Origin of the sequence: Pleurocapsa sp. PCC 7327 (genome assembly GCF_000317025.1) — a bacterium.
Lineage (GTDB): Bacteria > Cyanobacteriota > Cyanobacteriia > Cyanobacteriales > Microcystaceae > Hydrococcus.
On the sequence record NC_019689.1, the window covers coordinates 2,991,681 to 3,005,491 of the forward strand.

Here is a 13,811-nt window from a genome sequence, read left to right on the forward strand (position 1 = left end):
GATCCCGGTTTTAGCCTTCGCTGCAAAAAGTTTTAGATCGCCCGTGTAACTACAGGGGTAAAATGGAGTTAGGAGGCAAAAATATTATCAAAAAGAACAAAAATTCTAATCATTAGTGATTTTTAAGATTAAAAATCAAAATACTTGATTGACTTTTTTGATAAAAAGTAGTATTACTAGAGCATTTTTATTTCGCTTGCTCTTAATTTTTTATAAAAATTTTATATTTTAGCTCTATCAATCGGTAGCACTTGTGCTAAACACCTAATCTCTTTAGCATAAATGATGGAGAATCATCTATCATTAAGGATTTCTGTTTCTATGGATTATCGAGAAGCTGGCGTAGATATAGAAGCAGGACGCTCTTTCGTCGAAAAAATTCGTCAAGGCGTTGAAAGTACCTATCGTCCTGAAGTATTAGGGGGATTGGGGGGATTTGGCGGATTTTTTCAATTGCCCTCTGGGTACAAAGAACCCGTCTTAGTTTCGGGAACCGATGGCGTTGGAACTAAACTAAAAATCGCCCAAGCGATAAACCGTCACGACACCATTGGCATCGATTTAGTCGCCATGTGCGTCAATGACGTTCTTACCTCTGGCGCAGAACCTCTATTTTTTCTTGACTATTTGGCAACAGGCAAACTCAACCCCCAACAACTTGCCGAAGTCGTTGCTGGTATCGTAGAAGGATGTCGTTTGAGCGGATGCGCCCTTCTGGGGGGAGAAACGGCTGAGATGCCCGGTTTTTACCAGCTAGGAGAATACGATCTTGCCGGATTTTGCGTGGGAATTGTAGAGAAAAGCCAGATTTTAGACGGTTCCCAGGTCAAAATCGGGGATGTTGCGATCGCGTTGGCAAGTCAAGGGGTTCACAGCAATGGTTTTAGTTTAGTGAGAAAAATTATTGAGACTCAAGGATTGGATTGGGATTTCCGTCCGGATTTGCTAGGAGGGCAAAGTTTAGGAGAGGTTTTGTTAACTCCTACACGAATATACGTAAAACCCGTTTTGGAAGCCATTCGTACTGGAATCGAGATTCATGGAATGGCACATATTACGGGGGGAGGATTACCGGAAAACTTACCCCGTTGCCTGAAGGGAGGTCAATCGGTGCAGGTTTATCCCAACAGTTGGGAAATTTTGCCCATCTTTCGGTGGTTGGCGCGAGTGGGTGAAGTCAACGATCGGGCGATGTTTGATACATTTAATATGGGTATTGGTTTTATCGTTATCGTGCCGCGCGATCGCGCTGAAGATACTTTAAACTGGTTTGAGTCAAAAGATATTGCTGCTTATCGCATAGGCGAGGTTGTTGAGGGAACTGGAGAAGTTCTGGGATTGTCGTATTAAGGGGAGTGCGATCGCGCTTTATACTATTTCTAAAAAAGAGCGCTACAGATGCTCGATGCGAATTGTTAATTGTTAATTGTGAATTGCAAATTGGTATAAGCTCTTCTCCTCTTTCTTGTTCGACCGTATATAATGACTCGGCATATAGAGGTGAGAGGAGACTTATGGCCGTTCAATGGCAACAAGCTTTAGCAGTGGGGCAATATATCGTTACCCAGCGTTTGAAAGGGCGTAAGCGCTTTCCGTTGGTTTTAATGTTGGAACCTCTATTCCGATGCAACCTAGCTTGTTCGGGTTGCGGGAAAATTCAGCATCCACCAGAAATTCTCAAACGAAATCTAACCCCCGAAGAATGTTTCGCGGCGGCGGAAGAATGCGGTGCGCCTGTGGTTTCCATTCCTGGAGGAGAACCGCTACTGCATCCACAGATTGACGAAATTGTCAAGGGGTTGTGCGATCGCAAAAAGTTTGTCTATCTCTGTACCAATGCCCTATTGCTAGAAAAAAGCCTCGATAAATTTCAGCCTTCTCCCTATCTCACGTTTAGCGTTCACTTAGACGGTTTGCGAGAACAGCATGATAAATGCGTCGATCGCAAGGGGGTTTTCGATACCGCTATTCGTGCCATTCGTGCAGCTAAAGCCAAAGGATTTCGCGTCACAACTAACACGACGGTGTTTGAAGGTGCCGATCCCCAAAAAATGCAAGAATTTTTTGATTTTCTCGAAACGCTCGGGACTGATGGAATGATGATATCTCCAGGCTACAGTTATGAATGGGCACCTGACCAAGAGCATTTTCTGGTGCGGGAACGAACGAAGGCGCTATTTCGAGAAATTCTTTCCCCCTGGAAGACAGGCAAAAAGCAGTGGAACTTCAATCACAATCCCCTATTTTTGGATTTTCTCATGGGCGAGAAGGATTATGAGTGTACTCCCTGGGGAAGTCCTAGCTATAGCGTTTTGGGGTGGCAAAAACCCTGCTATCTCCTCAATGAAGGTCACTATAAGACGTTTAAGAAACTCTTAGAAGAAACTAACTGGGAAAATTACGGTCGCGCTAGCGGTAATCCCAAATGTGCGGATTGTATGGTACATTGCGGTTACGAACCCACCGCTGCCATGGATGCGCTGAAACCAGAAAATATGGGACGGGCGATTAGTAGCGTGTTTGGAAGTTAAAGCCGTAGAGCGGGCATCCTGCCCGCGCACAGGTATAATCCCAAGCAAGGGAGACGGGAGAGGGAAAGAGCGATTGTAAAAGAACAAATCTGACCGCGCACAGGTATAATCCCAAGCAAGGGAGACGGGAGAGGGAAAGAGCGATTGTAAAAGAACAAATCTGACCGCGCACAGGTATAATCCCAAGCGAGCGAGACGCTCGCACTACTGACGCGATCGCTCTTTTTGTATCGGAACATACATAGAATAGGACTTAGGAAATCCTGCCACGTATTCGGTATAGACTTTGGCTTCGGGAAATAAAGTCTTTAGTCTCCCCAGACTTAACACCTGCGTTTCGCTCATCTGCTTCCACTTGAATTCCTGTCCTTGCCTTTGCCAGCGACGAATCCATGCATTTTTGAGACTTGGTGGATAAAACCACCAAAAAGGAAGGTTACAATGCGCCTCAATCGGGAACCACATCGAAGGGGTTTGAATCCAATAACTAGGAGCCAATCGGCGCACTGTCTTGGCGAAGGCTTTTTGTCGCGCTAGGGAACCGACGTGTTCGATGACTCCGTTACTGAATGCGATGTCAAAACTGTTGTCTGCCAAATCTAAAAGCTCGCAGGCATCGGCTTCAACGAATTGGTATTGGCGTGTAAACGCTCCTCGCTCTCCTGCCAATACTCCCGGTAAATTTAACAAAGTAATATCGAGATCGAGCGCGATTGTCTCCCAAAATTCCGGCAATCCGCCGAGATCGATAATCCTGCTTCCTTGTTTAAGGCGCATTAACTCGATGAATGCCTCCATGCGACGTTTGCGCCAGTGGCGTTGCATTCGAGGTTTTATCGCTCTAATCATGACCCTTTAAGGACTGTCGTTGCCCGACGAAGAAATAGCATGCCCAGTTCGAGCTTCTGAGCGAGAGTTCTGTGAGAGAGGCATGAGTTAGCACAATCTACTTCGCCAAATTTGGTACAGGCAATCATCTGAGCGCGCAAGCGTCGAGCTTGTTCGCCATACCAAATCTCGCGGGCGCTGTGGGTTTTGATGTTGCCAAGCGGCGGGTAAAACCAACACGAAATAACGTCGCCGTTGGTGCGAATGTGATAGTCCCGCAAGCTAACGCGGCAAGGTGAAACGCCGTGATAGACTTTGTTGCCTCGAAAATGGTCGATAAAGGAGCAAAGTTTGGCATCGTTGGTTTCTATGGAAGCTCCTTGCTGTTTCATGGCAATTAGAGTCTCGATGACTTGTTTTAAGACTTCGCGATCGCTCTCTTCCTGAATCCATAGTTCCGTTTCTATTTCGGCAAGACCGAAAGCTGGACGGACGGGAGCAAAGTCAATTGTCGTTGCCCCCACGCGCTGCGCCCACTCTACTAGTTCCGGCAGGTAGCGAAAGTTGTAGCGATGGACTGTGGGTTTGATGCGGATGGGAAACTTCAATCCCAGTCTATCTCGTTCTTCTCGCAAAAAACCGATTCCTTGCTCGATTTTGCTCAGGGAACCAGGCACTCCTCGCACAAAATCGTGAATTTCTGAATCTGCGCTATCAACTGAGATATCTAAATTCACCGGACGCGCTGCTACTACTCTTCTAGCCGTCTGGCGATCGAAAGTTGAACCGTTGGTAATAACTCCCCAGTCGATTCCATGGGAGTAGCAAAATTCTAATAAGTCTACAAATCCTTTTTTAATAAACGGTTCGCCACCACCAAATTGAATGACATAAGAGCCAATAAATTTTTTCAGACTCAACAGCGCTGTTTGCCATTCCGGAATGGTCATTTCATCTTTGTAATTCTCTAAACGCCAGAATTTGCAGTAGCGACATTTATAATTACATCGCTCGTTAACTATACCTTGAATTGCTAAGGGTTTAGTCAGATCGTAACCCGTTTTTAGATATAGCATTTCGGGAATTGTATGAGTGATATGGCGCGTTGCTAGCTTGATTAAATGTTTTAATTCCATTGTTTTGGTTTCAAAATAATTCTTTTAAATTAACTGGCTATTAATTGGGAATCGCTGGAAAATAACTTCCAGATTTTTTCAATACTACTGAATTTGAATTGCGCGATCGCACGCTCAAATTTTGAGCGAGTTTGTTCGAGATTGACATAAGTTGTGAAAGAACGAGTTAAACTCATTGCCAATCGAGGGTGATTGACATCAAATTCTCGCGGATGGAGATAGACTAATACAGATTTTCCGCGATCGTTGAGGTAAGTAATTGCTTGCTCGATCAGCGGGTAGGGTGCTAGACGAAAGTATCCGCCTCCAAAAAGATAAATTTTTTTACCCAACCAATTGATAGGAGTAACTGGAATTTCTAGGATTCGATTTCCTCTAGGGGTAGTAATCCAATTTTCTTCTTCTGAAAAGCCTGGAAAACCACCATGATTTCTCTTCATTGGAAAAATTGAAGCATCGTAATAAAAACCCAATTCTACTAAAATATCTAAAGCATATAGAGTTTCGGGCACAATGGAAAAACCGGGAGCGCGATAGCCAAGAATTGGTCGAGAAGTAATTCGAGAAAGATATTCTAAAGATAAGCTAACATCGCGTCGAAAGCGATCTTGCGTTAAATGATAAATCAGTTCGTGACTATAACCATGGCTGCCAATTTCATGACCTCGTTTTTCAATTTCCCGAACTAAATCTGGAAAATGCTTGGCAACCCATCCTAGAACAAAAAATGTTCCTTTGGTTTTGTATTTATCTAGTAAATCTAAAATAAAAATCGTATTAGATACAACTCGACTTTCCAGTTTTACCCAGGTTTTAAGTGGAGGAAGTGATGGAAGATCTAAAATATGAAACCAGTCCTCAACATCTATTGTCAGGATATTGCTGATGTTATTTTTTGTCTGAAATTCTACTCCTATCTTTTGGCTTTTCATGTCTTTTAAAACTCAACTATTTTTTAGAGAAAATTTTATCTGAAAAATTCTTTAAGTAAAAGGATTTTTATAAAGGTTTAATTTTTGCTTGAGGACTAGACCTAAAAAGGGAGGATCTTCTACTAAATATCTTTTCCAAAGTCTCTTGGGTTCTCTGAATAATCTATAAGGAGTTTCTAGCCCTACCTCACTCATCCACTTTGGCGCTCTTTTTTTGTGACCCGCTTCAAAATCAATGGCTGCACCAACTGCTAAAAATATTTTAATATTTTTGAGCTTATTTCTATATTTAATAATCCATTTTTCTTGCTTGGGCGCCCCTACTCCTACAACCAAAACTGTTGCTTCAGAGCGAGTGATCGCATTGACTATTTCAAGACATTCTTCTTCATTTTTTTCAAAGCAAAAAGATGGAGAGCAAGCGGCAACTACAATTTCTCTGCCGACTTTTTCATTGATTTTTTCTTGAGCTTTTTGAGCCACTCCTTCTGCTCCTCCCAGTAAGAAAATTTTGATATTTTGATTTTGTTTATTGTCAAAATAAAAAGCAGGCAAAAGATCGGAACCAGAAATTTTTTCTTGGATGGGAATCCCCAAAAAATCTAAAGACCACTTTAAAATTTGACCGTCGCACACTCGATAATCAGCTTGATTGTAAGCTTCATAAAACTCTCGATCGATTTGTAGTTTCATCAGGTGGTCTACATTGGGAGTAAAGACTATACCTCCTTCTAGACTAAGTTTTTTAAGAAGTTCCTTGGTTGAGATATTGTCAAGAGAAATATTGAGAATATTAACTTTACTCATTGTTTTGGAAAACCTTTAGTTTTCGATCGCTTGCTAAAAACAATAGGAAACAGATAGATAGACGGTTGAGGTTTGCGAATTGAGTATCCGTAGCGTTAAACTTACATAAGACTCACAGATAGATTGATAAAAATTAACAAAAATTCATCAATGCAACGTTTTCTAGTCGCTCTCTATATAGTTTGCAATTAGTCTAAATTTCTAATCGAATTAACCCAAACTAGTAAAGATACTCGCACAGTGCGATCGCGATTCTCGATAATAACGGATCGACTTAATCAATGGACTTACTACGTTCGCTCCCCATAGGACTTTATTTAGAAAAACCCCTAACCTGGATGCATCGACTCGATCCAAGGGTAAAACTTGGCTGGTTGATGACATTTCTAGCTGCGCCCTTATTAGCCAATCCCTGGTGGCGATTGGGGATCGTAGGGGTACTGATCCTATTAACGCTTTTAGCGGCAATTCCCCTGCGGGTTTGGCGACAGCAAATGGGCTGGTTGCTGACGCTGTGTATTTTAGTATTTATCATTACCTGTTTTGTGCCCGATGGCTTGGGAGTAACTTCTCAGCCACGACTTCCCGATAGCAATCTCCAGTTGCCTCAGCCTACCGATTATCATTACGTCTTATTTGAGAGAGGACGGTTTGTTATTACCCGCCGTTCTTTGGAATTGGCAGTGCGGACGAGTACCTTGATCTTTACGCTGATTTATAGTACCAATCTCTATCTACTTACCACTGCACCAGAAGAAATTACAGCCGGACTAGAAGAGTTGCTAGAACCCGTCCGCCGCTCTAAATTACCTATAACAGAGATAATGCTAACCTTGACGCTATCGTTGCGATTTATTCCCCTGGTATTGGAAGAAGTGCAAAATTTAGCGCGATCGATTCGGACTAGGGCAATTAATTGGAAAAAACTGGGAGTTAAGCGCAGTTTAAAGGTATGGTTGGTGGTAGTCGAACGGCTGCTAGAAAATCTCCTCTTGCGTGCCGAACAAATTGCAGTGGCAATGGAAGTGCGAGGTTTTACCAGTCCGAACAAACATCGCGTCCAGTGGCATCAACTCCGTTTGAGGCGAGTTGACTGGTTTGTTTTGTTTGCTTTAATTCCCTTTTGGTGGGCGCGATTGAGGTGGGGAGGAATGTAACAGTTATCAGTAACCAAGTGACCAGTTATCTTCCAACTCCTGAATCCTAAAACAAAGGACTAATGACTAATGACTAATGACTAATGACAGATGAAGCAGTTATTACCTTGGTATTGGAGAAGGCTACCATTAGGAAAGCGAACGGGTTCGGAGGTTTTTGAGCGGTTATTTTATCGTTCGGGCGCAGTCGCAACGCTTTTAGAAAGTCCGGCTAAACCCTCTAGCGATCGCTCTCCTTTATCTCGCTATTCTATTTGTGCGGGATCTCCCCGTCTCGTCGAGGGCAGACTGCAATCGTGGACGCCGCCCATTGGTAAAATCCTGCCTTTTCTTCGCCGTCTTCTGCAAAAAGAGACAAAAGAAAGGGAAATACCGGAACATTTGCCTTTTACAGGAGGTTGGTTGGGCTGGCTGGGATACGATCTAGCCTGGGAAATCGAAAAACTCCCCTACCTCAAAGACGATTCCCTGCCTTTTCCCGTTGCCTATTGGTACGAACCCGATTCCTTTGCTATTCTCGACCATTGGAAACAAACCTTATGGCTGGCCAGTACCAATCTAGATGACCTCGATCGCCTACAAAATCAATTCGACTCAAATCCTTCCCCCTCTCCCCCTCCCTTGCTCACGCCGTCTCCCTATCCTCTCTCATTCCTATCCGACCAAACAGATTACGAGCAAGCCGTCAGAAAAGCCAAGCAATACATTCAGGTAGGAGATATTTTTCAGGCGAATCTTTCTCTGCGGTTTCAAACGTTCACCAATGTCGATAGTTGGACGATTTATCGAACCTTACAAACTATTAATCCATCTCCCTTTGCCAGTTATTGGCAAACTCCCTGGGGGGCAGTTATTAGCTGCTCTCCCGAACGATTGATTCAATTGCAAGGACGCAAAGCGCAAACGCGACCGATCGCGGGAACCCGTCCTCGCGGTACTAGCGACGAACGCGATCGCGAGTTAATTGGGGAATTAATGACTAATGTCAAAGAAAGAGCCGAACACGTGATGCTCGTCGATCTAGAGCGCAACGATCTCGGACGGGTTTGCCGATGGGGTTCCGTTCGCGTTGACGAACTGTTGACTGTCGAACGCTATAGCCACGTCATGCATCTCGTTAGTAATGTGAGCGGTACTTTAGAACGCGATCGCGATACTGTCGATCTCATTGGTGCCTTATTTCCTGGCGGTACGATTACTGGATGTCCCAAGGTTCGCTGTATGGAAATTATCGAAGAACTCGAACCCGTTCGTCGCAATTTGTTTTACGGATCTTGCGGCTATCTAGACCGACGGGGCAATCTCGACTTGAATATCCTCATTCGCACGCTTTTATATAACTCTCCTTCGCCTTCTCTTCCTGCAACCGTTTGGGGGCAAGTTGGAGCGGGTATCGTGGCTGACAGCGATCCCGAAAGGGAATGGTACGAATCGCTCAACAAGGCAGAAGCTCAGTTGGCTGCTCTGAAATTGGCTAGTTCTCCTCCAACATGAAGCCTATCAACGAGGTAGAAGAACAAACTGGTAGCCTAAAGTTTTAGGAAGTGGTTTAACCTTTGCAATTAAACCGCTTCCTGGGATAAATTGGCGATCGCCCGATGGCAAAAACCTAATTGTTCCCGTGACTCCCTCAACCGAAAAAGTTCTGTCTTTGAGAGCGTTTTTCAGTTCTTCACGGGTTTGACTTTGTTGTAAGGCGGCAGTAATTGTCATTGTCGCGTCGTAAGCTTGCGCACTGCGCCAATTCACTTCTCCACCCCACAATTGTCGCGCTTGCTTGCGGAAAGGAGCGTTATAAGGCAGTGCATCGGGATGCCAAGGGGCAACCAAAGCTATGCCGTTGACGGCTTGCTGACCTTCTTTTAAAGTTTTGTAGGTATAGAGAGTGGGACTGCCAAAAAGGGTTAAGCGTCCTTGATTGGCTCGTGCCATCTCTACTGCTTTGCCGATTCGATCGACGTGAGGGGCTAACAGGAGACTATCGGCACCACTACTGACGATTTCTAAGATTTTTTCTTCAGGATTGTATTGGGGATCGTCAAAATCGCATTTAACATTAATATATTGCTTGCCTTTTGCTTGGAAGCTATTAATAAATTGATTGCGAAACGATTCATTATCAACCGCAGCTCTAGACGAACAAACGGCAATTTTAGTTTTGTGAGCGGTATGGATGATGTAATCGGACAAAGTATCGGTTAAAAAGCGGATGGTGGGAACCATGCGGAAGATATAATCCCCGCTAGAGGATAACTTATCAGAAAAGCTAGTAGGGCTAATCATGACTAGACCGCTCCGATCGTAAACCGGAGCGGCAGCAACTGAGGCATCGCTGGCATTATGTCCGACGACGGCTAAGAATTGAGGATCTTCTATAAAAGTGCTAGCAAGTTGTTTGGCAAGGTCGGGGTTGTTTTCATCATTGGCGATCGCTACTTGTAAAGGTTTCCCGTTAATCCCTCCTTTTCGATCGATCTCGTTTTGCGCTTGCGCCACGCCTCGCAAAATCTCCTGCGCTACGTCGAGGTTGCTACCGATAGGAACGCTGACAACAATTCTGTAGCTGCTTTTGTCGCCATTTCGAGCATTGTTAAGGTAAATCAGCGTTTCTGGATCGTTGCGCTGTTTTTGAAGGGATGCTTTAAACTCGGAGGCAGCGCGGGCAAAATCTTTTTCCTCAAAAGCTTTTACGCCTTTTTTCTTCTCGGATGTGACATTCTCCCTGACTAAAATTTCCTCTCCCATACTGATGCGATGGGGGATAGAAAGATAGATTCTTTTGTAGATTATTACACTTAGAGGAATTATGCTGACAAGCAATGCGATCGCGACTCCTACTGGGATTCTAGGAGTGGGTGCGAGCCATCTTAAAGTAGGTGCGGTTGGATTTTGATAAATGGCAGGCAGCCAACTCGCACAAGGTAATTGGTGTTCCCTTTCTTCATCTTGCAAGCGTTGTCTGGCATATCGCACGGATAGATCGAGAGATTCCCCACTAGAAAAGCGAAAGAGAAAATATTCTAAAAATCGCTGTGCTACGCGATCGGGGACGGGTTCTCGCATAAAAACGACATAAGGAATCCGAAAATTGGCTAGATTCCGGGCTATTTCTAAACCGTCACAAGAGTTAAAAATCGCCAATTTTAAGCCATTTCTAACGGCTTGGCTCAAGTCGCTCTCTAACTCTTTTAGAGAGATACTATCGCCTTCTTTGAGCTGAATAAATCCACTCTCTCCCTCTTTCTCCGAATAACTATGTCCCGCAAAAAAGAGTAGATCCCACCGTTGCTCCGATAATCTATACCTGAGTTCTCTACGGGTAGGCTGAGTGAGGGGAGTAATTCTTGCTCCTCGTTTTTCTAACTTAGCAAGTAACTCCTCATCTGGTTTTAGATCGATATTTTCACTGTTGCCAAAAATCACTAGGATTTTGACTGGATTTCTCAAGGCTATTTTGGCTGGCTTTTTGAAGGCTAAGGAGACGATCCTCATGAGAGTCAAGAAAGGTTGGGGTTCGCATAACTAGCCGTACTGAAGGTAGGTTCGCTGTTGGGACGACGCTTAAATAAATCCCACAAGTGCCAAGGTAGCTTCCAGAGATCCCGATTTTGGGTTGCTATAATAATCCGTGCCGTCTCTTCTGGTCTAATTGCATCTAGCACGTTATCTCGCAATTCCCGAATCTCTGGCGTATCCAGCCACGCTTTCATCTCGTTTTCAATGGTTTGTGCTGCTTTTTTAAAATCTTGCTCGCTATGGTTAGTTATCTGTGGGGGGATCTCAAGGCGAGGGTTACGAATCCCTGCATTGCGAATGGTGGGAGTGTTGTAATAGGCATCTTGCCAGTCCCGATAGCATTGGAGAAGTTCGGGATGATGCGGGAGTTTTCCATGAAAGTTGCGATCGCTCTGTTTTCCCTCTTCACCAATTTGCACAATGACAGGAAATCCTGCTTCAAAATTTCCATCGCCAATTTGGAGGATAACCAGCTTACCCATAGCGATCGCCCTTATTTTTTTAAATGATAAAGTATTCTATAAAACTCGTCTCCTCTAATGCTACCTTGACACTAAATTTTTCCCCATTTTCTGCAATTAACTTTAGCTGGATGTAATTATCTAAAGGTTGGGATCTGGCTTGTACTTGAGCAACAGGATTGTCCGATTCATAAACACTCAGTTGCAAAAGAGGAGGTAAAGTATCCCGATTTCCCATGGGGTAAACTCGCAGGAGGACGGCTACTTTTTGGTCGGGCTTTTCTAAAAGAGCTACCATCAAGGCGACTCGATGACCTCCTAATTGCATTCCCAGATCGATAATTCGTCTTACTCCTGCTGCTGGATGGGTTGGTTCGATCTCCCACAGCATTTCGGCTGCTTGCCAGCGCGTTTCCTCGTCCTGAGTTGCTTGCAGGATTTGAACTAGAGCAGGAATCGGATCTCGGTCGCGAGGGGGAAGGATTGGTGAGGATGGCTTCCCTGTTGGAAACAACTGTTTAATTTGTTGTCTCAACCATTCCATTTTGTCAAAACGAACTCTGCCAAGGCGAAAGGCTAGGGCAGGATTGGCTTGTTGATGGTTGACGATAACTTCTTCAATTGCCTCCCAACCAGTTGTAAATATATTATCAAACCAGTCGCTTAAACAGACAAAATTAAGGGTGGGTTTATACAAAAAATCCAGGAATTCGTCAAGAGATTGCAGGCAAGCGATTGGAATCTTCTCTTTCGAGACTGTGGGGAGAAATCCTAATAGAGTTCCTTGATGGCATTCTGTATCTAATCGAACAAAAATATAGCCGATTCGTTCTTCCCAAGCATCCGGTGGAATCCAAGCAAATTCTTGACCTGCTAGAACGGGGCGACATTCTAAATGCCCGAATTTTTTGAGGTTTAAATCTGTTACTTTCAAATCGGCTACATCAGCACACAAGCGAATAATTGGATTCCAACTGTAGCTGGACTGGAGATCGGTTGAAATCTCTAACATTTCTAAGTAGCGATTGACTGCCAGTACTGCTAAGGTATTGAGATAAACTTGTTTTTGTTTTTCTTTTGTCGGTTGCTGTTGAGCAAATTGAATGGCGAGCTTACTCTCGTCTTGAGTAAGAGGAATTGTCAGGGATTGAGAGAGAATTGATTCAATCATTTTTTGCCTGGTGTTAAAGTGCGATCGATTCAAAAAATTTCAGCAAAATGACTTTTACCAAAGTCTTGGAGTTTGGGCAAACATTTGCGCTGATAAAAGCTACTCAAGGTAGAAATAGAAACTCCAAATTCATTGGCAAGAGTTTTCCAAGCTTTTTCTGGAGGCAAGCGACGGAGGATTAAAACATAACAATTAATGTTGGGGTGCTTGTTTAAATGAATTTGGCTTAATCGCTCTCTATTTTCTTCCAGCCATTCTTTAATTTCTTTTAACAAAGAATGAGGGTTTTCTGAGGGTGCTGCTAGATTTTCCCAAGGATATATAATTTCTCCTGTTTCTGGAGAAATGATTTGAAAAATTCGATTATCATATTCTTGTTTATTGTTTTCCAGAATCTCTATGATGGCAAATTTGAGATAGCTATTAAACCAAGTAAATACACTTCCTTTATCTGGATTATAAGCTTCTTTTGCTGTGGTGGCTTCGCATAAGTTGCCACAGAAATACTTCCAGCTTTTCTGAAGTGCTTCTTGGTAGTCATGAAAATTAATATTCCCATAACTTTTCATAATTTTTCCCGATTTTTGCATCAGGCTAACGATTTGATTTAGTCTTTTATTTCGTTCTAAACTGCCTTTTGGATAGCGTCGGGCTTCTTGAATGAGTTTGCCGATTTGACAATCGAAATCATCTAAATTATTGTTCCAATGATTTGCCATAATAATAATCTAGTTCGAGTTGAAGTAATCTCGAATAGCTTTTACCTTAGTTATTCGGGTACAATTTTCTATTGAATTGGTACAAAATCGTATCCCGATACGCTAGGTCGCACCTGAATTAAAATGGCTTTACCCATACGATCGCCTGTCGGTAAAAACTTCATTTCTCCGTTTGCACCCATAAAAGAAATTGACTTAAGCGATTCTTGTGCTACCTCTTTGGCAACTTTTCCGCCAGGTTCGACAGGTAAATCCCATAACCATTTCCAAATTCCTACTAATACCAATTTTCATTAGTCGCGATCGACATCCTTCTCCCCTCTCCCAAATTGGGAGAGGGGTTGGGGGTGAGGGCAATCAACCATCTCTGTCATTACTTTTGAAAAATGGTATAAGCTTCGTCCAGCCCTTTCGCCGATGAACCAGTACAGAAACTTTTTGAGCGTTATTTTTCTCATCGCCCCCCTCAAGCTTAGATTTTGCGTTGTTTTGTCAGTTTGTTAGAGTTTGAGAGGAGAATTTATTCAAGAATTTACAAAACTTTACACAAGAG

13 protein-coding genes are annotated in these 13,811 nt (G+C 43.4%); 4 read left to right on the forward strand and 9 right to left on the reverse strand.

Going from position 1 to position 13,811, the window contains the following annotated elements:
• The first annotated feature begins 321 nt into the window (after nucleotides 1–321).
• Nucleotides 322–1,350 (forward strand): phosphoribosylformylglycinamidine cyclo-ligase, encoded by a 1,029-nt coding sequence (purM, locus tag PLE7327_RS13425; RefSeq protein WP_015144353.1) that lies wholly within the window; start codon nucleotides 322–324, stop codon nucleotides 1,348–1,350.
• Nucleotides 1,351–1,514: 164 nt separating this feature from the next.
• Complete coding sequence (gene hpnH / locus PLE7327_RS13430; protein WP_015144354.1) at nucleotides 1,515–2,531, forward strand: adenosyl-hopene transferase HpnH; 1,017 nt, start codon at nucleotides 1,515–1,517, stop codon at nucleotides 2,529–2,531.
• A 204-nt stretch (nucleotides 2,532–2,735) separates the two neighbouring features.
• Here hpnH and PLE7327_RS13435 read toward each other — a convergent pair whose 3' ends face one another.
• The 4 genes from PLE7327_RS13435 to PLE7327_RS13450 are packed head-to-tail and all read right to left on the reverse strand — an operon-like array spanning nucleotide 2,736 to nucleotide 6,234.
• Entirely contained in the window at nucleotides 2,736–3,356 is a 621-nt protein-coding gene (locus tag PLE7327_RS13435; protein WP_186005321.1) for a class I SAM-dependent methyltransferase, read from the reverse strand.
• Between the two features lie 20 nt (nucleotides 3,357–3,376).
• Nucleotides 3,377–4,495 carry a radical SAM protein gene (locus PLE7327_RS13440; RefSeq protein WP_015144356.1) on the reverse strand — a complete coding sequence of 373 codons (1,119 nt, stop codon included), beginning with the start codon at nucleotides 4,493–4,495 and terminating at the stop codon, nucleotides 3,377–3,379.
• Nucleotides 4,496–4,524: 29 nt separating this feature from the next.
• Complete coding sequence (locus PLE7327_RS13445) at nucleotides 4,525–5,427, reverse strand: XrtA system polysaccharide deacetylase (protein WP_015144357.1); 903 nt, start codon at nucleotides 5,425–5,427, stop codon at nucleotides 4,525–4,527.
• 51 nt (nucleotides 5,428–5,478) lie between these two features.
• Nucleotides 5,479–6,234, reverse strand: coding sequence for a WecB/TagA/CpsF family glycosyltransferase (locus tag PLE7327_RS13450; RefSeq protein ID WP_015144358.1), 756 nt, complete (start codon nucleotides 6,232–6,234; stop codon nucleotides 5,479–5,481).
• A gap of 281 nt (nucleotides 6,235–6,515) precedes the next feature.
• Here PLE7327_RS13450 and PLE7327_RS13455 point away from each other — a divergent pair, with 281 nt between their 5' ends.
• Nucleotides 6,516–7,391 carry an energy-coupling factor transporter transmembrane protein EcfT gene (locus tag PLE7327_RS13455; RefSeq protein WP_015144359.1) on the forward strand — a complete coding sequence of 292 codons (876 nt, stop codon included), beginning with the start codon at nucleotides 6,516–6,518 and terminating at the stop codon, nucleotides 7,389–7,391.
• A gap of 90 nt (nucleotides 7,392–7,481) precedes the next feature.
• Complete coding sequence (locus tag PLE7327_RS13460; RefSeq protein WP_015144360.1) at nucleotides 7,482–8,885, forward strand: anthranilate synthase component I; 1,404 nt, start codon at nucleotides 7,482–7,484, stop codon at nucleotides 8,883–8,885.
• 6 nt (nucleotides 8,886–8,891) lie between these two features.
• Here the strand turns inward: PLE7327_RS13460 and PLE7327_RS22735 are convergent, their stop codons facing one another.
• From PLE7327_RS22735 to PLE7327_RS13485, 5 genes are all read right to left on the reverse strand, one after another.
• On the reverse strand, nucleotides 8,892–10,883 hold the full coding sequence (locus PLE7327_RS22735) for an ABC transporter substrate-binding protein (protein ID WP_015144361.1): 1,992 nt from the start codon (nucleotides 10,881–10,883) through the stop codon (nucleotides 8,892–8,894).
• Between the two features lie 5 nt (nucleotides 10,884–10,888).
• Nucleotides 10,889–11,389, reverse strand: a complete 501-nt coding sequence (locus PLE7327_RS22740) for a hypothetical protein (RefSeq protein ID WP_015144362.1) — start codon at nucleotides 11,387–11,389, stop codon at nucleotides 10,889–10,891.
• A gap of 19 nt (nucleotides 11,390–11,408) precedes the next feature.
• Complete coding sequence (locus PLE7327_RS13475) at nucleotides 11,409–12,539, reverse strand: DUF1822 family protein (protein ID WP_015144363.1); 1,131 nt, start codon at nucleotides 12,537–12,539, stop codon at nucleotides 11,409–11,411.
• Between the two features lie 29 nt (nucleotides 12,540–12,568).
• Entirely contained in the window at nucleotides 12,569–13,258 is a 690-nt protein-coding gene (locus tag PLE7327_RS13480; protein ID WP_015144364.1) for a hypothetical protein, read from the reverse strand.
• A gap of 68 nt (nucleotides 13,259–13,326) precedes the next feature.
• Complete coding sequence (locus tag PLE7327_RS13485; protein ID WP_041392139.1) at nucleotides 13,327–13,545, reverse strand: hypothetical protein; 219 nt, start codon at nucleotides 13,543–13,545, stop codon at nucleotides 13,327–13,329.
• Nucleotides 13,546–13,811: the final 266 nt, after the last annotated feature.

Coding starts and splice junctions, on each gene's coding strand:
- purM (WP_015144353.1), top strand. CDS start 322: ATGGATTATCGAGAAGCTGGCGTAGATATAGAAGCAGGACGCTCTTTC.
- hpnH (WP_015144354.1), top strand. CDS start 1,515: ATGGCCGTTCAATGGCAACAAGCTTTAGCAGTGGGGCAATATATCGTT.
- PLE7327_RS13435 (WP_186005321.1), bottom strand. CDS start 3,356: ATGCAACGCCACTGGCGCAAACGTCGCATGGAGGCATTCATCGAGTTA.
- PLE7327_RS13440 (WP_015144356.1), bottom strand. CDS start 4,495: ATGGAATTAAAACATTTAATCAAGCTAGCAACGCGCCATATCACTCAT.
- PLE7327_RS13445 (WP_015144357.1), bottom strand. CDS start 5,427: ATGAAAAGCCAAAAGATAGGAGTAGAATTTCAGACAAAAAATAACATC.
- PLE7327_RS13450 (WP_015144358.1), bottom strand. CDS start 6,234: ATGAGTAAAGTTAATATTCTCAATATTTCTCTTGACAATATCTCAACC.
- PLE7327_RS13455 (WP_015144359.1), top strand. CDS start 6,516: ATGGACTTACTACGTTCGCTCCCCATAGGACTTTATTTAGAAAAACCC.
- PLE7327_RS13460 (WP_015144360.1), top strand. CDS start 7,482: ATGAAGCAGTTATTACCTTGGTATTGGAGAAGGCTACCATTAGGAAAG.
- PLE7327_RS22735 (WP_015144361.1), bottom strand. CDS start 10,883: ATGAGGATCGTCTCCTTAGCCTTCAAAAAGCCAGCCAAAATAGCCTTG.
- PLE7327_RS22740 (WP_015144362.1), bottom strand. CDS start 11,389: ATGGGTAAGCTGGTTATCCTCCAAATTGGCGATGGAAATTTTGAAGCA.
- PLE7327_RS13475 (WP_015144363.1), bottom strand. CDS start 12,539: ATGATTGAATCAATTCTCTCTCAATCCCTGACAATTCCTCTTACTCAA.
- PLE7327_RS13480 (WP_015144364.1), bottom strand. CDS start 13,258: ATGGCAAATCATTGGAACAATAATTTAGATGATTTCGATTGTCAAATC.